The organism is Nocardioides salsibiostraticola (assembly GCF_054783655.1).
On sequence record NZ_BAAGQD010000014.1, the window covers coordinates 212,836 to 237,454 of the forward strand.

Annotated in this window: 24 protein-coding genes; 11 read left to right on the forward strand and 13 right to left on the reverse strand. The window is 65.5% G+C overall.

What is annotated here, in order from left to right:
- The first annotated feature begins 7 nt into the window (after positions 1–7).
- From ACYVLV_RS08435 to clpX, 3 genes are all read left to right on the forward strand, one after another.
- A complete protein-coding gene (locus tag ACYVLV_RS08435) occupies positions 8–619 on the forward strand; it encodes an ATP-dependent Clp protease proteolytic subunit (protein WP_460809634.1) in 612 nt (203 codons plus the stop codon).
- Positions 620–624: 5 nt separating this feature from the next.
- Positions 625–1,233: an ATP-dependent Clp protease proteolytic subunit gene (locus ACYVLV_RS08440; RefSeq protein ID WP_460809105.1), complete on the forward strand. Its 609-nt coding sequence runs from the start codon at positions 625–627 to the stop codon at positions 1,231–1,233.
- Positions 1,234–1,402: 169 nt separating this feature from the next.
- Positions 1,403–2,680: an ATP-dependent Clp protease ATP-binding subunit ClpX gene (clpX, locus tag ACYVLV_RS08445; protein ID WP_460809106.1), complete on the forward strand. Its 1,278-nt coding sequence runs from the start codon at positions 1,403–1,405 to the stop codon at positions 2,678–2,680.
- Positions 2,681–2,724: 44 nt separating this feature from the next.
- On the opposite strand, the gene ACYVLV_RS08450 is transcribed toward clpX, so the two are convergent.
- The gene (locus ACYVLV_RS08450) at positions 2,725–3,948 is read right to left on the reverse strand and encodes a hypothetical protein (protein ID WP_460809107.1); all 1,224 of its coding nucleotides are present in this window, start codon (positions 3,946–3,948) and stop codon (positions 2,725–2,727) included.
- Between the two features lie 600 nt (positions 3,949–4,548).
- Here ACYVLV_RS08450 and ACYVLV_RS08455 point away from each other — a divergent pair.
- Together ACYVLV_RS08455 and ACYVLV_RS08460 are read left to right on the forward strand one after the other, a co-directional pair.
- Complete coding sequence (locus tag ACYVLV_RS08455; RefSeq protein ID WP_460809108.1) at positions 4,549–7,908, forward strand: beta strand repeat-containing protein; 3,360 nt, start codon at positions 4,549–4,551, stop codon at positions 7,906–7,908.
- 353 nt (positions 7,909–8,261) lie between these two features.
- On the forward strand, positions 8,262–8,780 hold the full coding sequence (locus tag ACYVLV_RS08460) for a hypothetical protein (RefSeq protein WP_460809110.1): 519 nt from the start codon (positions 8,262–8,264) through the stop codon (positions 8,778–8,780).
- Positions 8,781–8,939: 159 nt separating this feature from the next.
- On the opposite strand, the gene valS is transcribed toward ACYVLV_RS08460, so the two are convergent.
- Both valS and ACYVLV_RS08470 read right to left on the reverse strand, forming a co-directional pair.
- Positions 8,940–11,561, reverse strand: a complete 2,622-nt coding sequence (gene valS / locus ACYVLV_RS08465) for a valine--tRNA ligase (protein ID WP_460809111.1) — start codon at positions 11,559–11,561, stop codon at positions 8,940–8,942.
- Positions 11,562–11,624: 63 nt separating this feature from the next.
- A complete protein-coding gene (locus ACYVLV_RS08470) occupies positions 11,625–12,722 on the reverse strand; it encodes an NAD(P)-dependent alcohol dehydrogenase (RefSeq protein ID WP_460809114.1) in 1,098 nt (365 codons plus the stop codon).
- A 63-nt stretch (positions 12,723–12,785) separates the two neighbouring features.
- Between ACYVLV_RS08470 and ACYVLV_RS08475 the strand changes: the two genes are divergently transcribed.
- Both ACYVLV_RS08475 and ACYVLV_RS08480 read left to right on the forward strand, forming a co-directional pair.
- Entirely contained in the window at positions 12,786–14,171 is a 1,386-nt protein-coding gene (locus ACYVLV_RS08475) for a bifunctional folylpolyglutamate synthase/dihydrofolate synthase (protein WP_460809116.1), read from the forward strand.
- Complete coding sequence (locus tag ACYVLV_RS08480; protein WP_460809117.1) at positions 14,168–14,542, forward strand: DUF4233 domain-containing protein; 375 nt, start codon at positions 14,168–14,170, stop codon at positions 14,540–14,542. Before ACYVLV_RS08475 ends, ACYVLV_RS08480 begins: the two co-directional genes overlap by 4 nt.
- A 311-nt stretch (positions 14,543–14,853) precedes the next feature.
- Here the strand turns inward: ACYVLV_RS08480 and ACYVLV_RS08485 are convergent, their stop codons facing one another.
- The 7 genes from ACYVLV_RS08485 to ACYVLV_RS08515 all read right to left on the reverse strand — a co-directional run bounded on the left by ACYVLV_RS08485 (position 14,854) and on the right by ACYVLV_RS08515 (position 18,631).
- Positions 14,854–15,102: a helix-turn-helix domain-containing protein gene (locus ACYVLV_RS08485; RefSeq protein WP_460809120.1), complete on the reverse strand. Its 249-nt coding sequence runs from the start codon at positions 15,100–15,102 to the stop codon at positions 14,854–14,856.
- Positions 15,099–15,761: a DUF2975 domain-containing protein gene (locus tag ACYVLV_RS08490; protein ID WP_460809123.1), complete on the reverse strand. Its 663-nt coding sequence runs from the start codon at positions 15,759–15,761 to the stop codon at positions 15,099–15,101. Before ACYVLV_RS08490 ends, ACYVLV_RS08485 begins: the two co-directional genes overlap by 4 nt.
- Before the next feature lie 90 nt (positions 15,762–15,851).
- Positions 15,852–16,187 carry a YnfA family protein gene (locus ACYVLV_RS08495; RefSeq protein WP_460809124.1) on the reverse strand — a complete coding sequence of 112 codons (336 nt, stop codon included), beginning with the start codon at positions 16,185–16,187 and terminating at the stop codon, positions 15,852–15,854.
- A gap of 79 nt (positions 16,188–16,266) precedes the next feature.
- Entirely contained in the window at positions 16,267–16,587 is a 321-nt protein-coding gene (locus ACYVLV_RS08500) for an HNH endonuclease signature motif containing protein (RefSeq protein WP_460809636.1), read from the reverse strand.
- Positions 16,588–16,590: 3 nt separating this feature from the next.
- Entirely contained in the window at positions 16,591–17,547 is a 957-nt protein-coding gene (locus ACYVLV_RS08505) for a DUF222 domain-containing protein (RefSeq protein WP_460809126.1), read from the reverse strand.
- A 500-nt stretch (positions 17,548–18,047) separates the two neighbouring features.
- Positions 18,048–18,437 (reverse strand): type II toxin-antitoxin system death-on-curing family toxin, encoded by a 390-nt coding sequence (locus ACYVLV_RS08510; RefSeq protein WP_460809128.1) that lies wholly within the window; start codon positions 18,435–18,437, stop codon positions 18,048–18,050.
- On the reverse strand, positions 18,434–18,631 hold the full coding sequence (locus ACYVLV_RS08515; protein WP_460809130.1) for a DNA-binding protein: 198 nt from the start codon (positions 18,629–18,631) through the stop codon (positions 18,434–18,436). The genes ACYVLV_RS08510 and ACYVLV_RS08515 overlap by 4 nt, the downstream gene beginning before the upstream one ends.
- 377 nt (positions 18,632–19,008) lie before the next feature.
- On the opposite strand from ACYVLV_RS08515, the gene ACYVLV_RS08520 reads away from it, so the two are divergent.
- The 3 genes from ACYVLV_RS08520 (at position 19,009) to ACYVLV_RS08530 (ending at position 20,895) form a co-directional block, all read left to right on the forward strand.
- Complete coding sequence (locus ACYVLV_RS08520) at positions 19,009–19,731, forward strand: IS110 family transposase (protein WP_460809133.1); 723 nt, start codon at positions 19,009–19,011, stop codon at positions 19,729–19,731.
- Positions 19,682–20,206 (forward strand): transposase, encoded by a 525-nt coding sequence (locus tag ACYVLV_RS08525; RefSeq protein ID WP_460809135.1) that lies wholly within the window; start codon positions 19,682–19,684, stop codon positions 20,204–20,206. The genes ACYVLV_RS08520 and ACYVLV_RS08525 overlap by 50 nt, the downstream gene beginning before the upstream one ends.
- A gap of 269 nt (positions 20,207–20,475) precedes the next feature.
- Positions 20,476–20,895 (forward strand): hypothetical protein, encoded by a 420-nt coding sequence (locus tag ACYVLV_RS08530; protein ID WP_460809136.1) that lies wholly within the window; start codon positions 20,476–20,478, stop codon positions 20,893–20,895.
- Between the two features lie 215 nt (positions 20,896–21,110).
- Here ACYVLV_RS08530 and ACYVLV_RS08535 read toward each other — a convergent pair whose 3' ends face one another.
- The 3 genes from ACYVLV_RS08535 to ACYVLV_RS08545 all read right to left on the reverse strand — a co-directional run bounded on the left by ACYVLV_RS08535 (position 21,111) and on the right by ACYVLV_RS08545 (position 24,106).
- On the reverse strand, positions 21,111–21,395 hold the full coding sequence (locus ACYVLV_RS08535; RefSeq protein ID WP_460809137.1) for a DUF1905 domain-containing protein: 285 nt from the start codon (positions 21,393–21,395) through the stop codon (positions 21,111–21,113).
- A 252-nt stretch (positions 21,396–21,647) separates the two neighbouring features.
- On the reverse strand, positions 21,648–22,472 hold the full coding sequence (locus ACYVLV_RS08540) for a DUF6159 family protein (protein WP_460809139.1): 825 nt from the start codon (positions 22,470–22,472) through the stop codon (positions 21,648–21,650).
- Between the two features lie 152 nt (positions 22,473–22,624).
- The gene (locus tag ACYVLV_RS08545; RefSeq protein WP_460809141.1) at positions 22,625–24,106 is read right to left on the reverse strand and encodes a sensor histidine kinase; all 1,482 of its coding nucleotides are present in this window, start codon (positions 24,104–24,106) and stop codon (positions 22,625–22,627) included.
- Positions 24,107–24,192: 86 nt separating this feature from the next.
- Between ACYVLV_RS08545 and ndk the strand changes: the two genes are divergently transcribed.
- Positions 24,193–24,609, forward strand: coding sequence for a nucleoside-diphosphate kinase (gene ndk / locus ACYVLV_RS08550; RefSeq protein WP_460809142.1), 417 nt, complete (start codon positions 24,193–24,195; stop codon positions 24,607–24,609).
- Positions 24,610–24,619: the final 10 nt, after the last annotated feature.

Sequence of the window (24,619 nt, forward strand, 5' to 3'; positions counted from 1 at the left end):
GCCCCACATGAACGGCGGCGGAGGCCTGAACATCCTCGACGATCACATCTACCAACGCCTGCTGCGTGAGCGCATCGTGTTCCTCGGTTCCGAGGTCCGCGACCAGAACGCGAACGCGATCTGTGCTCAGCTGCTGCTGCTGTCGGCCGAGGACCCCGAAGCCGACATCTTCCTGCACATCAACTCTCCGGGTGGCTCCGTCGACGCGGGCATGGCCATCTACGACACGATGAACTACATCCCCAACGACGTGGCGACCGTCGGCATGGGTCTGGCCGCCTCCATGGGCCAGTTCCTGCTGTGCGCTGGCACGAAGGGCAAGCGATACGCGCTGCCCCATGCGCGAATCATGATGCACCAGCCCTCCTCGGGCATGGGCGGTTCGGCCTCGGATATCAAGATCCAGGCCCAGCAGTCGCTGCACATCAAAAAGGTGCTGCTCGACCTCATCGCCGAGCACACCGGCCAGGAGATCGACCAGGTCATCGCCGACGCGGACCGCGACCGGTGGTTCACCGCTGAGCAGGCCCTCGAGTACGGCCTGGTCGACCGGGTCGTCAAGAGCGCGCGTGACGCCGCCGACCAGGGCCGCCCGGCTCACAACAACGACAAGGACTGACGCAGATGAACTACTACATCCCCCAGTGGGAAGAGCGCACGTCCTACGGCGTCCGTCGGATCGACCCCTACGGCAAGCTGTTCGAGGACCGCATCATCTTCCTCGGCACCCCGATCTCCGACGACATCGCCAACGCCGTGATGGCGCAGCTGCTGTGCCTGGAGTCGCTGAACCCCGACCAGGACATCAGCATCTACATCAACTCTCCCGGTGGCTCCTTCACCGCACTGACCGCCATCTACGACACGATGCGGTTCATCAAGCCCGACGTGCAGACGGTGTGCCTGGGCCAGGCCGCCTCGGCGGCGGCGATCCTGCTCGCGGCAGGTGCTCCGGGCAAGCGGATGGCGCTACCGAACAGCCGGATCCTGATCCACCAGCCCTACACCGAGGGCACCTTCGGTCAGACCTCGGACATCGAGATCCAGGCCAACGAGATCCTGCGGATGCGCGAACTGTTGGAGACCATGATCAGCGAGCACTCCGGGAAGGACGTCGCCGAGGTCAGCAAGGACATCGAGCGCGACAAGATCCTCACCGCCGAGGGCGCGCTCGAGTACGGCCTGATCGACAGCATCCTGGACTCGCGCAAGACCTCGCTTGCTCTGACCTGATCCGGAGGCCGGGCTCCCGCAGCCCGGCGTTCGGCTTCTGCTGAGCGCGAACAGCCGCAGGTTTCTCGGGTGTCATCCACTCAACGGGGGTGGCAGCGGGTACGTTCGAAGAGTTTTCACCCGGTCTGACCCGACCGGAAGACCGACCCAGAGGAAAGGATGGCCGCCCGTGGCACGCATCGGGGATGGTGGCGATCTGTTGAAGTGCTCTTTCTGCGGAAAGAGTCAGAAGCAGGTCAAGAAGTTGATCGCCGGACCGGGCGTCTACATCTGCGACGAGTGCATTGATCTGTGCAACGAGATCATCGAGGAGGAGCTCAGCGAGGGCACCGAGGTCAGCCTCGAGGAGCTGCCCAAGCCGCGCGAGATCTTCGAGTTCCTCAACTCCTACGTCATCGGTCAGGAGCAGGCGAAGAAGTCGCTCGCGGTGGCGGTCTACAACCACTACAAGCGGGTTCAGGGCGGAGTCGCTCCGGTCGGGGGCAAGCACTCCAAGGACGAGTCCGTCGAGGTCGCCAAGTCCAACATCTTGGTGATCGGTCCGACCGGGTGTGGCAAGACCTACCTGGCTCAGACGTTGGCCCGGATGTTGAACGTCCCCTTCGCGATCGCGGACGCCACGGCACTGACCGAGGCCGGCTACGTCGGTGAGGACGTCGAGAACATCCTGCTCAAGCTGATCCAGGCCGCCGACTACGACGTCAAGAAGGCCGAGACCGGCATCATCTACATCGACGAGATCGACAAGGTGGCCCGCAAGGCGGAGAACCCGTCGATCACCCGCGACGTCTCCGGTGAGGGCGTTCAGCAGGCACTGCTGAAGATCATCGAGGGCACTACGGCCTCGGTGCCTCCGCAGGGTGGACGCAAGCACCCGCACCAGGAGTTCATCCAGATCGACACCACCAACGTCCTGTTCATCGTCGGCGGTGCCTTCGCCGGGCTGGACACGATCGTGGAGCAGCGGGTCGGCAAGAAGTCCCTCGGCTTCGCGGCCGAGGTGCGCGGTGCCGACGAGCGGGAGTCCGAGGACCTGTTCGCCCAGGTGCGACCCGAGGACCTGACCAAGTTCGGTCTCATCCCCGAGTTCATCGGTCGGTTGCCCCTGATCGCCAGTGTCAGCAAACTCGATCAGGCCGCTCTGGTGCAGATCCTCACCGAGCCTCGCAACGCCCTGGTCAAGCAGTACCAGAAGCTCTTCGACCTCGACGGGGTCGAGCTCGAGTTCACCGAGGGCGCGGTCGCTGCGATCGCCGACAAGGCGCTCGAGCGGGGCACCGGTGCCCGTGGTCTGCGCGCGATCATCGAAGAGGTGCTCCTCTACGTGATGTACGACGTCCCCTCACGCGGTGACGTGGCCAAGGTGATCGTGACCAAAGAGGTCGTCATGGACGAGGTGGAACCCACCTTGGAGCTCCGCGAGACGAAGAAGAAGAAGTCTGCCTGAGATGCGGCTCAGCGCCGTTGAGGTCCGCCGCTCCTGAGGCGGCCTCAGCGGTGTGTGCTGGCGACGTCCGAGTCCAGTAGCGCTGGTCCGGTCTGCTTCCACCAGGTTGCTCGAGCGGAAAGTTCGCAACTGCCGTGGATCAGTGTCTCGAGGTTCTCGTCTCCACTCATCCCCAGCGCGAACAAAGCTGCGTGACGAGTGTCCTGGCGGGGGGAATCGGTCGCCTCGACCCTCAGATGCCGAGCGATCTGTTGGTTCATCGGACCGCGGGCCAGACCCATGGTGATCATGCCGGCCGTCTCGCAGGAACTGTGCGGGGAGGCCCTGAGGGTGTCGCCGATCTCCTCGCGAGTGATCAGGTGGCCGAGCCGACGCAGGATCGACCATGAGGTGCGGGCCGTCAGTTCGTCGCCCTGACCGGTCAGTGCGAGGGCAGCCTTTGCGATGGGAGGTCCGTAGGGGCTGACGCTGATGACCGTGGCCGCCAGGTGGCGCCGTTCGCGCTGGACATGGAACAGCGCCTCACGAAGAAGGCGTCGCAGCATGAGGTCTGGATCCTGGGCGTGTCGTCCGAGCGCGGTCTCCGCGGCCTCAGCCATCCGATCGGCCACCGGGCGAGCGATGGCAGGGGAGGCGAGTTCGCCGGTCATCCGCACTCTGATGAGTTGACGTCGGGTGCGGGCGTCGCCGACGTCGAGCAACCGTTCGAACGCGTCCTCCGGCAGCTGGGTGGCGATGTCGAAAACATCCAGTCTGCGGGCGATGACGCTAGGCGTATGAAGTTCGTGGGCGACGTACTTCTCCAACAGAACGAGCGAATCGCCGGTGAAAGATCCTTGAGCCGCCAAGCCTCCGGCCGCGATGCTGGCCCCGCGCCGAAGCAAGTTGTCCCGACCCATGATGAGCCGCATCACCAGGTCAGCTGACTCTGTGCCTCGCACCTCCCGAAGCAGCGTGAGAGCCGGGACGACACTTTGCGCGTGGGGATGAAGCACGAACCTCCCCAGGGCGCGCATCACATGTCGCGGAGCGCGTCGCTGCTGGAGTAGCTGGACAATCGCCTCGTGGCGCCGCACGAGGGCGATGCCGCTACTGCGGGTGAGTTCGTTGACCAATCGGGTACACAAGGTGTTCCAAACAGCGGGGGGTAGATAGACCGTTCCCGCGTGCGCGATTCCCGTCGAGAGTTGTAGCCAGTCACCGCCGGTAAGGGCGCGGTCCTGATCGAACCGATCGAAGAGATCGTCGAGGTGATTCTCGTCGGGCACGGCGGCCCGAGGCTTGTCATCCGGATCATGGGCTTGGGCCGAGCGACGTAAAAGGCAGTTGACAGAAACCAGGGAATTGTCAGGTAATCCGCATCGTGTTTCGTAGGCAGCCAGGACGGAAGTCGACGGAGCGACGGTGCCTGACTCCCATCGGCTCAACCGAGCATGGTCGACCGACAGGCCGTCCGCCTGCAGAGCAGTGATGAATCGACTACGGCCCGCCCAGGACGCCTCGAGAGCCATCATCCGGTTGGTGGCCAGAAGCCACGCCAAACGACGCTGGGCGCTGAAACTGCCCGACTCCACAGAGTCTTCATCTACCGGTAGCCGTTGTGGGCGGCCCGGCGGGCGGCCCACGGACTCCAATCGGTCACCCGACATCGAATTCACCCCCAAGTGTGAACCGTTAGTGACTCATTTTAACTAGACCGTCATTGCCGTTTTTGCAGACTTCGGTACGCAGAAACAAATAAACCTGTGAACGTCCGTAAAAGAGTAATGATCTGCGGGGTTCCGGGGGTGAAGTCCTCCGGTCTCGGTCAACCGACCGTGGCGTGACGGATCAGCCTCACGTCGAAGGTTTCCTCCGAAGGGACAAGAATGAACAGCAGCGGCATCAAGCGCGGCTTGGCGGCTACCGCCATCGGCGCACTCGCAGTGACTGGCCTTCCGGCCTTTACCTCCTCGGCCTCCGCCGAATCCATCAACGCCGAGGTCGGCCCCAACAACGTGGAGCTGTACTCGCAGTACTCGGGCTCCGCCTCGACCCAGAACGACGGCGAGAACAACACCGTGCGGCTACTGGCCGGCGGTGGCAACAACGTCACCCAGGTCCAGTTCCGCTACAACACCACCAAGATCGGTGCCCCCGTCACCCGCCAGAACGGCGTCTTCTCCATGGAGTGGACCCCGCCCGCGGCCATCAACAACACGACGGTCGTCATCTCCGCCGAAGGTCTGACCGCTGCGGGCGACCCCGTCGGCGTCCCGGACACCATGTCGACGACGATCTCGCCGGGTGCTCCCGCCGTGAACATCGCCAACGCGGCCGGCTCCGTCCTCCCGATCTTCGACCAGCCCTACGGCCTCGAGGACCCCGAGGCCAACGACCCGGCCAACAACCCCCCCGCGGGGCAGATCAACCACGACACCACGCAGGGCATCGTGTCGGGCACCGCGTCCTCCGCGGCCCCTGTCACGCTGTCCGACCGGTCGGAGAACTCCCCGACCCGTCCCCCCGTCACGCCGACCGACGCTGACAACAACAACGTCTTCGACTACACCGGCGCGGTGGACCTGCAGAACTACCTCGACGCCAGCGGCGACGACTCCGGTGCGCCCGACGCCACCCCGGCCAAGGGCCTCAGCACCGGCGCCAACGCGGTCAACGAGGCCATCATCGGCGCCGACAACGGCACCGACGAGACCGAGGTCGTCAACCTCGTCCAGCAGAAGATCACCACGGTGACCGCCGTGGCCAACCCGGCCCAGGTCCCCAACGGCTCGACCTCGTCGGCCGTCGTGACGGTGACCGACGCCAACGGTGCCCCGATCGCGGGCGCCCAGGTCATCTTCGACCAGGACAAGGACGACGTCTGGGACGACTACGACAACTCAACCCCGGCCAAGGCCGCGGCCAGCGACCGCTCGGCATACACCAACGCCAAGGGCCAGGCCACCTTCGGCAACCTGACCGGCACCGCCGGTGGGTCGAGCTACAACTTCTTCGTCAACACCGACGACGAAGACGACTACCAGGCCAGCAAGGACTTCAAGCGCACGGTCACCGTCACGTCGTTCGCTCAGGTGGCCACCACGGTGACCGCGACCTCGAAGGACGGCAACGCCTTCGACGTCGACGAGAACGCGGCTGGCGACCTGCAGGTCAAGGTCACCGACCAGAACGGTGCTGGAGCGCCCAACCAGACCGTTTCCTACTCGCTGTCCATCGTCCCATTCGTCGCGCCGGTTCCGCCCGCCACGACCCCGGCCCCGACCACGGGCCAGGTCACCACGGGTGCCAACGGTGTTGCGAACATCCCCTTCACCAACAAGGGCAACGGCACCTACACGCTGCGCACCTTCGTGGAGAAGAACGGAACCCCGGGCCAGCAGGAGGGCGACCTCTCCGGTGCCGATCTGGTCTTCAAGGCCGGCGACTCGTCGCTGACCTTCGACGACGCGCCTACGGTCAACAAGATCTCCGGGACGACCGCCACGTTCGGTGCCACCCTCAAGCTGAGCGACGGCACCCCGCTGCCGGGCCGTCTGGTGGGCTTCACCTACGCCCCGACCGGCAACTCGATCGTCGCGGCGCAGGGCGACCAGCCCGCTGGCACCACGCGCAGCAGCGCCACGACGGCTCAGGCCACGACCGGTGCCAACGGCGGAGTCTCCGTCGCGGTCACCGACCCGGCCTCGCCCAACGCGGCTGAGCTGAACAACAAGCTCGATGCCGACACGCTGAGCAACACCATCGGCAACGCCGCGGAGGACGCGCCCGACCTGGACGTCGACTTCGTGCGCAACAACCCGGCAGGCGACGCAACCGTCGTCGTCAAGACCGACAACATCGGCAAGCCCGGCGAGGCCACCAGCGGCACCGTCACGGTCACTGAGGACGCCGACAACAACCCGGCAACCGCCAAGACCCCGGTTCCGGACGGTCAGGCCGTCACGGTGACCATCGAAGGGGAGGCCTTCTTCACCGATGGTCGCCTCGCCGGTGGCGCCACCGGAGACGATGCCCAACTCGACAACGACGGCAAGAGCAAGGTCCTCGTGGTCGACGGTGGCAACGGTCAGGCCACCTTCCAGATCTCGGTGGGCCGCGATGCGGGCTTCGACGATGACGGCATGGCCGAGTCGACCGTGACCGGCAAGGCCGGCACGTTCACGGGCTCGGACGAGCAGGTCTTCAACTCGGCGAACCCGCTCAACGGTGGCGAGGTCTCCTTGGAGCTCACGCCCAACCAGAACGTGCCGACCACCCCGGCTCGGACCGGCGACTCTGTGGCGTACGACGTCTTCACCACCGACCAGTTCGGCAACCGCGTGGGCAACGAGCCGGTGACCATCACCGACTCGAGCGCCACCGCGACCACGTCGGGCAACGCGACCTCGGACTTCGACGCGGACGGCGACTTCACCGTCACCGACACCGCTGAGGAGACCGTCACCCTGACCGCCTCGTGGACGCAGACCACCACGACGTACTCGGTGGCCACTCCGGCGAACTCGGCCCCCACGGCCACCAACCCGGCCACGGGCACCGAGACGCTGAAGGACACCGCCGACCAGGTGTTCTTCGAGGCGAACTTCGACGACTTCAACTTCGAAATCGAGCAGATTCCCGACGGTGACGTCAAGGTGGGATCTGCGGTGACCGAGGTCGTCACCGTGGTCGACGAGAACGGGAACCCGGTCCAGGGGCTGAACGTGGCCTTCATCCGGTCGGGCCCTGGAGACCAGCAAGATGGTGACGCCAACGACTTCGACCAGACGAACCAGAATGGTCAGGCGTTCTACACCTTCACCGGTACCGAGGCTGGTACCGCCCAGATCAGCGCCGTCATCACGGAGAACGCCCCTAAGACGGGTCGGACGATCATCTCCGATGACGTCACGTTCGTGGGCGAGCCTGGCGGTCCGGTGGTCAACCAGCCGAAGACCCCGATCGCTGCTCAGGTCAACGGCCAGAACAACGGTGCGAAGAACGACCGCGTTCGGATCAAGACCACGCCCAGCGCCGGCAACGCCCGGGTGAAGCTCTTCACCCGCGCGAAGAACGGCTTCAGCGGCAGGAAGGTTCTGCTTAAGGAGACCCGTTTGAACGGTAACGGTCGCAAGACCTTCGTGCGTCCCGACAACAACGGCAACGCCATCACGAAGTACTGGGTGGTCGTCCGCGGTACCGACACCACCAAGCGTGACCGCTCGAACACCAAGAAGCTCCGCTGATCCCGGGCTCGATGTGACGGGAGCCCCGGGCCGACACCAGTCGGTTCGGGGCATCCGCCCGTCCGACGGTCTCACCGTCGGGTGACATCACCTGTTTTCGACGGACCCTAGACGCGGTCCGGGCCATCCCTGCTGTCGCTGCCGAGGATGACCCGGATCGCCCTGTCATTTTAACCCAGGGCGCCCCCGACGTCTGCCAAGTGGGGCGGCCGGCGGCCAATGCTGACGCTTGGTCGTCGAACCGCCCCGCCCCGTCGCCCAGGCGTCCTCAAACGAACTTTGAGGTTGGACGCATGAAGATCAAGAAATTCCGCCCATCGCTCACCCGATTCGCTTCGACGGCCGTTGCCGTCGTGCTCGCCGCGACGCTCGCCGGTTGCTCGGGTGATGAAGACCAAGACAGCGACGAAAGTGCTGAACAAGGCACTGATGCTCAACCGGCGGATGGCACGGAGGAGACTGTAGAGCCGATCGTCGGGGACCAGAGTCTGATCTGCACCGCCAAGGTCGACGTCAGCGGTGCCGTGACGCTCTCGTGGAAGCAGCCTGGTGAAGCGATCGTCAAGAGCGCGGATTCTGAGGGCGACGGACCCTTGGCGTTCTACCGTTCGACGAATCCGAACGGCAAGACCATGGTCCTGCTCTACTCCGAGGGCCCCAACTTCGAGCCGTCGGTGACGCTGAGTAGCAACGGGACGAACTTCTCGACTGTGGGAACCGAGCTCACGGGGCTCGAGGCCTCGTCGGACGGCTCCGAGGTAACGGCTGACAAGGTCACGGTCCGCGGAACGGACGGCAAGAAAAAGGCTCAGGTCAGCGCCACCTTCACCTGCGGTGAGAAGGCGGGGAAGAAGGGCGACAAGAAGAACTGACGCCCGGCGGCTTGGTTTCGAGGCTCGGGCCTGGGGGCCTTCGCACCTCAAGCAGCGCGGCGTGCCGCTGGCTGAGGTGTGACGAGCGCCAGCGAGGAGCCTCGAAACCTGGTTCTTCTTACGCGAACTCTGGGCACGCCGGCTGCTTGGTTTCGAGGCTCAGGCGTCGGTGGGGACTTCGGCCAGCTCGGCGTGGACGGAGAGCTCGTTGGACGTCTCGTCCTCGGTGAAGACCAGGTCGCCGGTGATCTTCCCCGAGGCGCGCAGGTCGCGACTCGCCGACTCGGCGGCGCGGACGAGCGCGGCCGGACCGGTCACCTCGACCCGGGACAGCTCGGCTCGCATGGAGACCTTCGCCGCCGACTTGGCCGAGCGGATCCCGATCAGGGTGGTCGCCACCGCGTCGACGGTGATCGGGCTGGCCGCTGCCGCCGAACCGAGGGCGGTCGTGACGGGCCACTCGCTGCGGTGGATGGATCCCGGACGCCACCAGGACCAGACCTCTTCGGTCACGTAGGGCAGGAAGGGCGCGAGCAATCGGAGCTGTACGTCCAGGGCGATGGCCAAGGTGGCACGCGCCGACGTGGTGGCGGGGGAGTCGTCCTCGGCGTAGGCGCGTTCCTTGACCAACTCGAGGTAGTCGTCGCAGAAGGCCCAGAAGAACTTCTCCACGGTTTCCAGTGCGGTGGTGTAGTCGTAGCGCTCGAAGGCGTCGGTGGCCTTCTCGATGACGTTGGCAAGGCCGCCGAGAAGGGCGCAGTCGACGGGTTCGGTGACGTCGATCGGGTTCAACGAGGTGGCGCTGACGCCCACGACGAACTTCGAGGCGTTCAGCACCTTCATGGCCAACCGGCGCCCGACCTTCATCTGGGTCTCGTCGAAGGGGGAGTCGAGGCCAGGACGGGTCATGGCGGCGCGCCAGCGGACCGCGTCCGAGCCGAACTTGTCCAGGATCTCGGTGGGCACCACGACGTTGCCCTTGGACTTCGACATCTTCTTGCGGTCCGGATCGAGGATCCAACCCGACATCATCGCGTGGGCCCAAGGGGTCTGACCGTGTTCGTAGTGGGCGCGCACGACCCGGGAGAAGAGCCAGGTGCGGATGATGTCGTGGGCCTGGGTGCACAGGTCCATCGGGAAGACGCGCTCGAACAGGTCGGGGTCGGACTCCCATCCGCCGGCGATCTGGGGCGTCAGCGACGAGGTCGCCCAGGTGTCCATGACGTCGGGATCGCCCATGAAGCCACCGGGCTGGTTGCGCTGGTCCTCGGTGAATCCCCGGGGTGCGTCCGTGGAGGGGTCCACGGGCAGTTCGGCCTCGCTGGGCATCAGGGGGTGGGCGTAGTCGGGTTCACCCTGGTCGTCCAGCGGGTACCAGACCGGGAAGGGGATGCCGAAGAACCGCTGGCGGGAGATGAGCCAGTCCCCGTTGAGACCGCTGACCCAGTTGTCGTAGCGGTGCTGCATGTGGGTCGGCAGCCAGTCGATCTCCCGACCGCGGTCGAGCATCTCTCCGCGCAGGTCCTTGTCGCGGCCGCCGTTGCGGATGTACCACTGACGCGTGGCGACGATCTCGAGTGGCTTGTCGCCCTTCTCGAAGAAGTTGGTCATCCGCTGGGTCGGCTTGGGTTCCCCATCGAGGTCGCCGGACTCGCGCAGTTGCGCGACCACGGCTTCGCGGGCCGAGAACGGAGTTTTGCCCTTGAGGTCCTCGTACGCCGCGGAGGCGACGTCGCCGGACAGCCATTCAGGGGTCTCTCGGCTGAACCGACCGTCGCGTCCGATCACGGTGCGGACAGGCAGGTTCAACTCACGCCACCAGGTGACGTCGGTGAGGTCACCGAAGGTGCAACACATCAAGATGCCCGACCCCTTCTCGATCTCCGCTAGGGGATGAGCGATCACGGGGACCTCGACACCGAAGACGGGTGAGGTGACCGTGGTCCCGAACAGCGCCTGGTAACGCTCGTCGTCGGGGTGGGCGATCAGGGCCACGCAGCTGGGTATCAATTCGGGACGGGTGGTCTCGATGTGGACCGACTCCCCGTCAGGGCGGTGGAAGGCGACCCGGTGGTAGGCGCCGGCGTACTCGCGGGCCTCGAGTTCGGCCTGGGCCACGGCGGTCTGGAAGGTGACGTCCCACAGGGTGGGGGCGTCCTGGAGGTAGGCCTCGCCGCGGGCGAAGTTGCGCAGGAAGGCGCGCTGGCTCACGGTCTGGGCGGGCTTCCCGATGGTCGTGTAGTGCTGGCTCCAGTCGACGGAGAGGCCCAGCGTGCGCCAGAGCGACTCGAAGACCTCCTCGTCCTGCTCGACCAGTTGCTCGCACAGGGCGATGAAGTTGGGTCGGCTGATCGGGACCTGCTTCTTCGGGTCCGGCTTCGCCGGGGGAGTGAAGTCGTCCTCGTAGGGCAGGGAGGGGTCGCAGCGCACCCCGTAGTAGTTCTGCACCCGACGCTCGGTCGGCAAACCGTTGTCGTCCCAGCCCATCGGGTAGAACACCGACTTGCCCTGCATCCGCTGGTAGCGGGCGATCAGGTCGGTGTGGGTGTAGGAGAAGACGTGCCCGACGTGCAGGCTGCCGCTCACGGTGGGCGGCGGCGTGTCGATGGAGTAGACGTTTGCGCGCGGTTGGGTGCGGTCGAAGGCGTAGGTCTCGTCGGCCTTCCACTGGGCGGACCACTTGGCTTCCAGACCCTCGAGCTTCGGCTTGTCCGGTACTACGACGGCACCGGCGTCGGTGCTCGTCGGGTCCGGGGCCTGCGTCGAGGTGTCGTCAGTCATGCGACAAACACTAGTGGGGCGACGCCCTCGGATGAACTCGCGGTCCAGCGGCCGCGATCCGCATCACCAGACCAACACCGGCTTGACCACTCGGCCGGCCAGGACGTCGTCGATGGCCTGGGTGATCTGGGTGTGGGGGTAGGTCTTCACCAGGTGGTCGACGTCGAAGTCGCCTGCGGCACGCATCTCGATCAGGCGGGGGATCATCTCGAGCGGGTCGGAGTCGCCTTCCACCGAGGAGCGGATGATCTTGCCGCTCTGGAGGAGGTCGATGGCGTCGACGGCGTACTCCTCGGCGCCGAGGCCGAGGGCGACCAACGTGCCGCGCATGCCGAGCGACTGCTGGGCCTGCTTGACGACCGCGGAGATCGCCGTGGTGTCGATGGCGTACGACGCGCCGCCGCCGGTGAGTTCCTTGACGCGCTCCGGCACGGTCTGTTCGCCGAGCGTCGTGGGGTTGACGCCGACCGCGCCGTAGGCCGCCGCGATCTCGAGACGGCTGTCCAGCAGGTCGACGGCGATGATGGTCTCCACCCCGACGCCCTTGGCGGCCGCGATCGCGGCGAGTCCCACGGCGCCGCAGCCGAAGACCACGAGGCTGTCGCCCGGCCCGGCTCGGAAGATGTTCAGCACCGTGCCGGCGCCGGTCTGATAGCCGCACCCGAAGGGAGCGAGGGTGGTCAGGTCGAGCTCCGGGTCGACCACGACGCAGTTGTCGGCGTAGGCGATGGCGTGCGCCGCCATGCTGGACTGCCCGAAGAAGGAGCCGTAGAGGGGCGCGTCGTTCTGGAGGTGCGTCGTGGATCCGTCCATCCGGAAGCCCATGTAGTTGAGCATCAGCGAGTTGTCGCAGTACCCGACCGCGCCCTCGTTGCACGGACCGCAGGCGCGGCAGGAGCGGAAGCTGAGGACGACGTGGTCGCCCACCGAGATGCCGGTGACGTCCTCGCCGACCTGCTCCACGACACCGGTGCCCTCGTGTCCGAAGACCCGGGGGAACATCTCGGCGGGCAAGCTGTCACGTAGGGAGAGGTCGGTGTGGCACAGACCGGTGGCGACGATCCGGACGAGCACCTCGTCGGAGCGTGGCTCGTCGAGATGGACCTCTTCGAAGGAGAACTGTTGGCCTGGGGCGTGCACGACGGCGGCGGTGGTCAGCATGGGGTGAGACTAGAACGTGTTCCAGTCCGCTGTCACGGCCTCCCGCCACCTAGACTGAGATCAATGAGTCAGCCCCCTTCCGAGACACCCTCAGACGCATCGTCTGCCCCGCGCCTTGCCGAAACCTTCCACGAAGTCGAGGACGCGCTTCTCTCGAGGTGGCCGGAGACCAAACTGGATCCTTCGTTGGAGCGGATCGAGGCCTTCTGCGAGGTCCTCGGTGACCCCCAGCGGGCTTTCCGGTCCATCCATCTGACCGGCACCAACGGCAAGACCTCGACGTCTCGGATGATCGACCTGCTGTTGACCACGCTGGACCTGCGGACCGGTCGGTTCACCTCACCCCATGTCGAGCGGATGACCGATCGGATCAGCATCGACGGCGAGCCGATGACCGACGAGCAGTTCGTGGCGGCCTTCAACGACATCGCCCCCTTCACCCACCTCGTGGACAGCGACCAGACCCATCCGTTGTCTTTCTTCGAGACCGTGGTCGGGATGGCGTACGCCGCCTTCGCGGACGCACCTATCGAGGTGGCCGTGGTCGAGGTCGGCATGGGCGGCACCTGGGACGCCACCAACGTCATCGACGCCGACGTGGCCGTGGTGCTGCCGATCGCGATGGACCACGGGAACTACCTGGGGGAGACTCCGGCCGCGATCGCCCGGGAGAAGGCCGGGATCATCAAGCCCGGTTCGATCGCGGTGCTGGCGGCCCAAGCGCCCGATGTGGCGGCGGTGTTGATCGAGCGCGCGACTGAGGTCGGTGCGACTGTGGCCCGTGAGGGCGTGGAGTTCGGCGTGACGTCGCGCGTCCCTGCCGTCGGTGGGCAGGTGATCGGACTGAAGGGTCTGCGTGCCGACTACGACGAGATCCTGCTGCCGCTGTACGGAGCGCACCAGGCGCAGAACGCCGCGGTGGCCCTTGCCGCCGTCGAGGCCTTCGCCGGTGAGCAGCCCCTGGACGCGGACCTCGTCCGAGCCGCCTTCGGCGCGGCCACCTCGCCTGGCCGACTCGAAGTCGTCCGCCGCAGCCCCACCATCGTGCTCGACGCCGCCCACAACCCGCATGCAGCGGCTGCGACGGCCGCCGCGCTCGAGGACTCCTTCCAGTTCGCCCCGTTGATCGGGGTCTTCGCGGTGATGGCCGACAAGGACTACCGCGGTGTCCTCGCTGAGCTCGAGCCTCAGCTCGCGCACGTGGTCTGCAGCCAGAACTCCACCGATCGGGCCCTGCCCGCGGAACGGTTGGCCGAGGCGGCCATCGAGATCTTCGGGGAGGACCGGGTGTCGGTGGCCCCGCGCCTGGCCGACGCCATCGAACAGGCGGCCACCCTGGCGGAGGCCGGGGAGGCCTTCGGAGACCCGTTGGGTTCCGGGGCCGTGTTGGTCACCGGTTCTGTGGTCACGGTCGGGGAGGCCCGCACGCTGTTGAAAGGCAGCCGATGACCACCGAGCGTGAGAAGTCGCCGAAGCGCGGCATGTGCGCCGCGGTCCTGACCCTGGAGGCCATTGCCTTCGGGCTGACGACGCCGGTGATGGTCTCGGTCTCCGACGTATCGATCGGGGCCGCCCTCACCGTGGGGCTCGGGCTGATGGTCGCCTCGATCCTCGTCGCCGGCATGTTGCGTCGGCCGGGGGCCTACTACGCGGGCTTCGTGCTGCAGGCGTGGGCGATCGGCCTGGGCTTCGTGGTGCCGATCATGTTCTTCCTCGGTGGGGTCTTCGCGCTGCTGTACGGCACGGCGTACTTCCTGGGTCGTCGCATCGAGCAGGACCGCGCCGCTGCCTTCGCGGCCTTCGACGAGCAGGAGAGTTAGGCCGCACCACCTGGATCTCGGGGCCGCGTGAGGCCGAGTGGTGGCCAGCAGGAACGCACATGCACCGGCGCTCATCGATGCTGAGGTGACGTCGACGACTACGCGGATCTGCCGCTGGTGCACCATCCGATGCGGTCTTTCCAGCGCCGGGCGCTGGCCCTGCGGGACAACTTCACCGCTTACGACGCGTTCTATGTTGCGCTCGCCGAGTCACTCAGCATGCCGCTGCTCACTGATGACCGATAGTTCGAGAAGGCTCCAGCACAAGCGGTCGTGACCGAGACGTGGCGCTAGCTCGTCGATCTGGAGAGCTAGACCCCACCGCCCGGATCTCGAGGGCCCGCATGACTGAGAACGTCTCCCGGTTGGCAGTCGAGAACCTCGCAGATGGCGCTCAGGGTGTTGAAGCGGACTGCTCTTGCCCGACCGTTCTTGAGGATCGACAGGTTGACGACGCTGATCCCCACCCGGTCAGCCAGGTCGGTGAGAGTCATCTGGCGAGCGGCAAGTAGGTCGTCGAGATGCACAACGATGGCGTGATCGTCGCCGCCGCTCGTCATACGGTTGCGTCCACGTCTTCTTGGAGCGCCGCTCCTCGCTGGAGGACTCGGGCGACAGAGATGACGCCCAGGGAGACCACGACCAGCGCGATCGACAAGTCCGGGTTGATGAGTCCCCACACGAAGTCCCGCTTCGGAATGGCGGCACTGATCAGCACCCCGTTGCCTGCTGCGACGACCAGGGGCCAGGGCAGCGTCATGACGAGCATGAACCAGCCGAGGGTTCGGACGCGACCGGCGGACGCAGGAGTGAAGATCCCGTTTCTGCGTGAGATGTCTATCGCTCGTCGGACGAGGGCCAGCCCGCCGATGGCGAAGATCAGGTCGCCGACCGGCTTCAGGCTCGAGAGGAACTCCTGGGTGGCGCTGGGCTCCTTCAGGCACAGTTCGAGGTCCTCGACTCGGAGCGAGGCCTTGTCGGTGTCCACTCCGCGCTGCCGGATGGTGGACACCGAGGGGGTGGGTGCCTGGTTGTCGATGGTGATGCACGTCTGGCCGTCGCCGATCGTGGCGATGCTGAAGGCGATGCCTTCCCCTTGGGCGGCCGCGACGACCGCGGCGATGCCGAACCCCACGCTGGCGGCGATCAGGAGGCTCAGCAAGGCCGTCACGATGGCTTCGAGGGGGCCGAACGGATCGCGAGTTGTTGGCCTGGTCATGACGCTCCATATCGTTTTTCGTTAGTATCGTTAAACGATATGGGGTTCCGGGCGTCGCGGCAAGACCCCCACGCGCCTTATGCCAAGCGATCAGACGGGTCGCGGCGCGTACATGATCACCGCTACGCCGACCAGGCAGATCAACGCGCCACTGATGTCGTAGCGGTCCGGACGAAAGCCGTCTAGTGCTGCACCCCAGGCAAGAGAGCCGACGATGAAAACCCCGCCGTATGCCGCGAGGATGCGGCCGAAGTTCGCGTCCGGTTGCAGGGTGGCGACCAACCCGTAGATACCGAGCGCGATGATCCCGGCGCCGATCCAGATCCAGCCTCGATGTTCCCGGACGCCTTGCCACACCAGCCAGGCGCCACCGATCTCAGCGATAGCTGCAGCCACGAAGAGCGCAATGGATCTCACGGTTTCCACAGGTGAAGCGTTTCACACCAGTGACGCGGGCGAATGTGTGAGCCGTCGTGGAATCAAAGTCCGTCAGTGTCGATCTGGATCAGGTGCGGCGGTGGAGGGTGATGGTGGCGTCGGGTCTGATTTCGTGGGCGTAGTCGTGGTGGTGGATCAGGGTGTGATGTCGGGGGCAGAGAACGGCGGTTCTGTTGAGGTCCGTGGCCCCGCCTTGGTGCCAGGGGTCGAGGTGGTGCATGTGTGACATGCCTGCGGGCCAGTCGCAGTTCGCGGCTTGGCAGGTGGGGTGTTCGATGCTGGCCGCGATCCGCTGTGACCGTGTGTGGAAGCGCTTGGTGCGTCCTAGGTCGAGGACTTGGGAGGTTCCGTTGAGGATGACGGGCAGGATCCCTGCCTCACAGGCGATGCGTCAGGCCTGGCCGGGGCTGATGGGTTCCCCGGTGTCGAGGTGCGCGGGCTTGAGGCCGCCGATGAGGGTGTCGTAGTCGAGGTGGATGACCGCGGTCGCAGAGACGCCACCGGAGCGGGGTGCGTCTTCGGTGCGGAAGGATTCGATGAGTTCGCAGAATGCTTCACCCATGCGTTTCGGGGTCGCGATCCGTTCGGTCAGTTCCTCGATGTCGTCGGTCTCCTCGGCCTTGTCCTTGGAGGCTTGGTGTTTCGGGGCGGCGAACGCGAGGAGGAGTTTGCGGAAGATTGCTCCTTGGGCGGAGGGGATCACGAACCGCCCGCGCACGGCCCCGGTGCCGTCGTCGTGCATGGTGAGCTTTGTCTTGTCGCGGGCTGAGTCTTCTTCCTTCGCGAGCTGTTCTGCCTCATAGGCTTCGGCACCTTCGGGGTCGAGGACCTCCCAGACCCGCCAGCCCAAGATCTTCAACGTCTTGGCGTCGAACTCGGAGGCGTTGTCGATCAGGACCTTCTCGACCTCAGCCACGGTCGTGGGTGGGCACTTGTCGGTGGGCAACGATTCGACGGCGCGGGCGATGACTTCTGCTTGTTCGACGTGAAGGTCACCGGTCGCTAATGCACACCTGGTCTGCTCGCGGGTGTCGAGGGCTTTCGCCTGCTTGACCCGACGGTTCGCTTCGCTTCGGGTGAGTTTGGTGGTGTGAGCCAACCAGTTCGCCGTGGAAGTCCCGCCGGTGTCGGCGGCGACGTCACGTCGGTCGGCCTCAGCTAGGACCCGGCGGCCGAGTTCAGCGACCTGGGCCTCCAGCTCGGTGAGGAGGAGGACGGTTTCGCGGGCGTCCTCATCCCTCATCGACCAGGTCGTGTGGTCGGTCACGCCCGCAAGGTTGGCCTGGATATCGCACGCGGTAGCCACGATCGGGTGATCCCGATTGAGGGTGCTGGTGTCTTTGGCCATGTGTCTATTCCAGCATTGAGCACCGACACTCCGGCCCCGCAATTCGGGTTATACACAACCAGGGGATCAACAAGAAAGTAACAGTTTTTAAACGCCTGATCGCGAGTCCGTAGAGGCCTCGCTGCAGCACGAGTATCGTCCATCTATTATTCGAGAGCCCCTACCGCTGGAGAAGACGATGCCCCGACCGCCCAAACGCCTTCCTGGACAAAGCAACGCCGAGCACGGTGGACCGCTCGATCCGAACGCGGAGTTTCTCGGCACCCAGTCGCTCCATGGCGGCTCGTTCGGCGGTGACCCGGCCGCTCAGAAGCAGATCATTCACGGAATCTTCTCGTGGTTCGACCGCCGCCGGAAGCGTAAGTCGTAGAGCCGTCCAGGTCTGGGACGTCCGGGTTCACTACTGAGCCTGCCCCCTCCGCGATCTAGGTGTGATGGATCTTCCCTCCCGCTGGCATAGAAGCGCGCATATCAAGCATGAGCGTGCGTCTTGCGCGAGGCTAAGACGCAGAGTTGCCGTGGGTCATCAACCAGGAAGCGATCTCGGGAACTTCGAGCTCGCCCGTGGCGGCTTGAAGCATCAGACGCTCAGCGTCGTCGACGAGGTAGGTGAGATCGCGTCCATTGAGAAGGTGGAAGACGCGAGTCGCTGCCCAAGCGAGCCGCTTGTTCCCATCGACGAGCGCGTGGTTGCGTACCAGGGAGTGGAGGAGCGCGGCCGCTTTGTCCTCGAAGGACGGGTAGGCGTCATCGCCGAAGACAGTGACTCGAGGGCGTGCCGCGCCTGCCGCTAGAAGTCCGGCATCTCGAACCGCCACGTCCTCGAGGACGCCGGCAGCGATCTCCAGTAGATCCTCGACGCCGAGAAAATCGAATTCTTCGACACTCACTTGCTCAAGCGTTCGAGGAGATCACGGTCCTCGGTACGCACGCGGTCGATCGCTGAACGGAGGCGCTGGGGCCGTTCAGTGACGTACTGGGCGATGGCCTTGCGGGCAACCTCCTGCATCGAACGACCCTCTTGCTCGGCCTTCGCTCGAAGTGCTTCGCTCTCGGCATCGGTGAGTCTGAGGTTCATTGCCATGACAGAACGGTACCAGGCTGGTACCAGGCCGCCCAACGCCCCGGCAATGGATGGGTGAGTCGTTGAGTCAATTTGAGCGGTCTAGCGCCGGAGATAGACACATGCCGCCACCCGCTACAGAACCGGATGGCCGCCTGCGCGCGCTACGCGGCTACTAGGAGACTTCCCTCAGGATCGGTGTCTGGCCAGACTCGGTCTAGGTGTCCGGCGGGACGCTCGCTATCGCGGCTGCCCAGCCGAGGGGGTGTGGCTCTCATCTGGACTGCGGCCCGCCGGTCACCGTGACGAGGCGTGGCTCAAGAGGGGTCTGCCCAGCTCGTAGTAGCAATGCCCACCTCGCCGTCCCATTCGGATACTCAACACGGCAGGTGGAAGACATGGACAGCACAGTGATCATCGGGGTAGATCCCCACAAGATGTCGGTGACGATCGAGGTCCTCGACATGAAGGAAAGGCTGCTCGGCAGGGGTCGCTACGCGACCGATCAGGCCGGGTACGTGGCGATGCGGACCTTTGTGCAGCAGTGGCCCAACCGGGTCTGGGCCGTCGAAGGGGCGAACGGTGCCGGCCGCCCGTTGACGCAACGCCTCGTCGCGGCCGGCGAACGAGTGATCGATGTCCCCGCGAAACTCGCTGCCCGGGTGCGGTTGTTCGACACCGGCCACAACCGCAAGACCGATGCCCTGGACGCCCACTCCATCGCGGTCGTCGCGGTCCGCACCGACGGGCTACGGGTCGTGGCAGACGACGGGGAACTCGAAGCGCTACGGATGCTCACCGACCGCCGCGACGAACTGGCCCGCCAACGGGTCCAGATCGTGAACCGGTTGCAGCGGTTGTTGAGTGAACTCCTCCCCGGCCAGCGCAAACGTGACTTATCGGCTGCTCAGGCGAAGGTCATGTTGGCCACCCGTGCGGCCCCGCGACATCGCAGGGACCTGTCGGAGGATGGCAGCCGAGCAGATCGTCGACCTCGTCGAAGTCGATGCGAAGTTAAAGACGGTCAAAGCCGAGTTGAAGGCCGCGGTCATAGCCTGGGGGTCGGGGTTGATGGACCTCTACGGAGTCGGCCCAGCCGGTGCAGCACGCACGTTGGCTGATGTCGGTGACGTGGCCCGGTTCGTTGACCGGAACCGGTTCGCGTCCTGGACCGGGACCGCACCGCTGGACGCGTCCTCGGGCGAGCAGGACCGACACCGGTTGTCCCGGGCAGGGAACCGGCGGATGAACCACATGCTCCACATCATCGCGATCGTGCAGATCCGGCACGACACCGAAGGACGGGCCTACTACCGCCGCAAACTCGCTGCCGGTAAGACCCCGATGGAAGCACTGCGGTGTCTGAAACGGCGCTTGTCCGATGTTGTCTACCGCCAACTGAAAGCCGACGCCACACGAGACCAACAACTGGTTGGTGCAGGTCCGGGAGGGCACTGCGGGGCGACTCAAGAATCCAGCGCGGCCGACTCACACCCGCGAATCGACACTTCGGATAAGCCACTTCCCGGACCCGCGAAACCCACGCTACGCCGAGATCCCCGCCACGTGAAGAACCTCGTTTCAAGCGCCCCTTGACACAGAGGGGTGCCAGATGCGGATGCTGAATGCGATCGGGCCTGAGCAGCCATGAGTGGCAGTCTTGGGTCACGAGAAGCGCGCTTGATCGGGGTGAGTGGACGGAACCGTCTCGTTCGCGTGGTCCAAGCGTTCGAGAGTTCGGAGACGCGCACGGAGGACGATGGAGGCGGCTCGATCCTCGCCGTGGACCATCTACGTTGCGGCAATCCGACCGTATGATGCGCATGGCGGGAACTGGTCCGTCCTTCGAGAAAGCACGACGAGCCATGGCGACCTCAGTCAACGACCAGCCCGTTTCGACTTCAGACCGTCGGTCGCTGAAAGGACGCAAGGTTGGCCTCGGTTTCGTCGTAGGCCTGGTGGTCCTCGCGCTCGGTTTGGGTGTGTTCGCCGGGCTGCACACGTCGTGGGGCACGAAGCAGCCACGTGCCGCGGAAGGTATTGCCTTTAGGTCTGAATCGAATAGCGATCTCGTCTTGTTCGACGGTTTCGACGGTAAGCAGAGCAGAATCTATGCGGTCAGGCTGCCGTGGACATTCGGCAACGAAGGAGGTGTGGGTCTACCTCCGTGCCTGATGACGGCTCAGGTGAAAGCCGACATTGAGGTCGGCTACGTTCGCGTGGCTGACCCGACGGGAGCGTCTGGGGATTCATACCGCGCTCCGTTGTGGATTCGCTGCCTGTAGATGAGCCACATGCGAGATTCGGATCTCGGCAGATCCGGATACTGGGGCGGCCCAGTGGCCGGGGTGCGGACGCATCCGCTCGTCGGCGTGAGCGTGCATGTGGTGGCGGGGTCTATCACACCTCAATCGCAGAGGGGGCCTGGCCTGTTGGAGAATTCGAAGGGCGTCGGACCGCATCCACGCTGAAGGACATAGGGCGAGCGAGTGTCGGAGTTTCAGTTCAGTCGACGACTCAGGTGAATGGTGACTTCGTCGCCGTCGTCCTTTCCGATAATGCGTCGGATGCCGGAGGCGACGGGAAGTTTATGGGTTCCGTCGCCCAGAGCCATGAAGGCTCCCGTGAATGGGTGTCCGTCGACGCTCCCACCGACTTTGACCAGTCCGCGGGTGCCGAAGATCTCGGCGGAGTCGGGAAGCTGCACGCAGGTCCAGGTGTCACCTGGGCGGACCTTCCCTAACCGAGCGCTGAAGGTGATGTCCAATGCCTGCTCGGTGACCACGATGCTCAGCTCCTAGAGTGCTGCGGTTGGTGTTCATCGCCGGGGCGATCGAGGCCACGACAGTTGCTTCGATCGCGGCCTCATGATGTAGACCGATTCCGAGACTGGAGTTCATCGGTGAGTGCCCGCAGCGCCCGGCCAGTTCCGTGTCACTCACCCCGCCGAACGGTTGACCAGCCGGTTCCGGATCAACTCAACCCGGCGGACGCGGTCACGCCACGGACGTCATGGCTTGCTCGCGGCGGTAGCGGACTACTTGCGTCGGAAGGCCGCCTGCAGCGTCGTCTCATCGAAGCCGGCGCCAGCGACCGCAAGAGGTTGACCGACCGCGTGGTGGAACAACGCGGTCTGGAAGATGGCGGTCATGGCCGTGAGGGTCACCGCGACGGCCGCGATCCACACCGCGCCGATCAGGAGGCCGGCCACCAGAGCCGGTCCGCCGATGGCGAAGCCCACCGCGATCAGCGCCACACCGGGGATCGCGGCCAGGAACCCGAGGAGACCGAAACCGACCTGGGAGGCCAGGTTCTCGCCCCAGGTCTGCTTCAGCAGGGCACCAGATCGCTTCACCGCGGTGACAGGGCCGACGTTCTCCACCACATAGGTCGGGACGACCAGGAAGGTGGCGGTGGTCCACGCGAAGCCGATGATCCCGGCGATGATGCGGCCGACGAATCCTGCGCGCTCCTCGATCGCGCGCAGGATCAGGGACACCGTCGCGGTGAGGGCCGACCACGCCAGGATCTGGGGGAGGTGCTTGTTGGCTCCGCCCAGCGCCGAACTCAGCGTCGGGTCTCCCCCGGAGAGTCGTTCGTGCGCGGCGCAGACGAGGGCGGTCTGGAAGTAGATGGTGATGAAGGACAGGACGAAGTACATCGCCAGGAGAATGGCGTACTCCGGCGCTCCCATCTGCCCCGAGTCGAGGCTGCCGCTGGCGAATAGGGGCACCAGGAAGGTCGCGGCCGCGATGAGCGAGGCGACGAAGGAGATGACGGGGAGGACGAGGAGCTCGCGGTCCTGCCGCAGCACCGCCCAGGAGGTTTGCGCCAGGGACCAGGTGCGTCTCAGTCGTTCCATGGATGCTCCTCCGTGCCGGAATGGTGGACCCCTGAGTCTGTCAGAGCACGCTCCGAAACGGCCGGAGTCGGGTGCCGAACAAGGCGACGTGGGAGATGCAGCACCTCGTCGACGACGCCGAGTAGACGTCACCGAAGGTACGCCTGCTGCCCTCAGGACCCCTTCGCCGGCAGCGTGACCAGAAAGGTGCTTCCGCGGCCGACTTCGCTCTGCAACCCGATCGTGCCGCCATGCGCGCGCACGATCGAAGCCACGATGTTCAGACCCAGACCCGTTCCGGGGATCTGCCCCACCACGGCCCCGGAGCCCCGGAAGAACCTCGAGAAGACGCGGTCGAGCTCGTCGGCGGGGATGCCGATGCCGGTATCGGTCACGGCGATTTCCACGCCACCACCAGTCGGGCGCAGGCTCACGTGCACCGCGCCGCCAGGCTCGGTGTACTTCACCGCGTTGGTGACGAGATTGTCGATGACCTGGCGGATCCGCTGCTCGTCGATCTCGATGATCAGGTCGTCGGGTCCCGAGGCATCGGTCACCACCTGCTTGCGCTCGGCGGTAGGACGCAGCGCCTCGACCTCCTCGCGGACCAGCGCGGCGACATCGGCCGGTCGGCGTTGGAGTTCCAGGTTTCCCTCCTGCGCCTGAGCAACCTGCAAAAGGTCCGAGACGAGGGCGCGTAGGCGGTTCGCGTTACGTTGCGCGACGTCGAGTTGGCCGAGGACCTCTGCCGATAGGTCGTCGCGATCACCCAACATCTCCAGATGTCCGAGGACCGAGGTCAGGGGCGTGCGCAATTCATGGGAGACCGAGGCCACGAACTGGTTCCGGACTTGGATCGCGCGCATCAGTTCGGTGATCTCCTGATAGGCCAGCACCGCTCCGGTCCGATTCCCCGAGGGATCACGCATCTGACGGGCGGTGACCGAGAAGGCGGCCTGAGTCAGTGGGTCAGCGCCTACCCAGTAGGTGAAGTCGTCGAACTCCTCGCCGCGGGTCGCCCGGTACGACGGCATCTCCTCCCTGATCATCAAGGTCTCACCGTCCAGGTGATAGACCTCTCCGGTCTTCCCGGCCAACCCATCGTGCCCATCGGGAAAAGCCAACCTCATGAATTCCGCGTGGAGTCGGTTCATTCGCTCGTAGCGGCCGTCCCGGTTGATGAGCAGCAGCCCGACCCCCACCGTCTCGAAGATCGCCTCGAGGGTCCGTCGCTCGAGCTCGGTATCGGCGGCCGCGGCCGCAAGCCGCGTTTCGTTGTCCTGCTGCTCGGTGACGTCGAGCACCTGGGAGACGAGGTAGAGGGGGTCGCCGGCGGCGTCCCGGGCGAGAGCCACCGAGAGATCGCCGTACACGATCTCTCCGCTGGCGTGGATGTAGCGCTTTCGAATCCGAAAGGAATCGATCTCACCGGCCAGCAGGGAGGCGACCCGTTCGAGGTTCTCCGAAAGATCGCCGGGGTGGGTGATCGTCCTCATTTCCAGTTGGGTCAGCTCAGCGGGCTCGTAGCCGAGCATGTGACTCAGCGCCCGGTTGCAGAACAACCACTGCCCGTCGAGTCCGACCAGAGCCATACCGATGGGCGAATGCTCGGCGGTCAGGCGCCACAACTCCGCTCCGTCCGTGATCGGGTCCATCGAACGCTCCTGTCGGGAGATGGAGCTGAGGAGTCAAACCTACGCTCATGTGAGGGACAAGGTCCCGACTCGTTAGGCTGAACACCATGTCGACATCTGCCCAGCGCACCCTGGTCCTACTCAAGCCCGACACGGTCCGCCGGGGGCTCGTGGGCGAGATCATCGCTCGTTTCGAGGCCAAGGGTCTGTCCCTGGTGGCCATGGAGCAGCGCACCATCGACGCAGGCAAGGCGGACGAGCACTACGCCGAGCACGTCGAACGCGACTTCTACCCACCCTTGCGCGAGTTCGTGACCAGCGGGCCTCTGGTCGCGCTGGTGCTCGAGGGCGACGAGGCGATCGAGGTCGTCCGCGCCCTCAACGGTGCCACCGACGGCCGGAAGGCTGCGCCGGGCACCATCCGTGGCGACCTGTCGCTGTCCAACCGCGAGAACCTGGTGCACGGTTCGGACTCACCGGAGTCGGCCGAGCGAGAGATCGGGATCTGGTTCCCCGAGCTCTGATCGATTCATC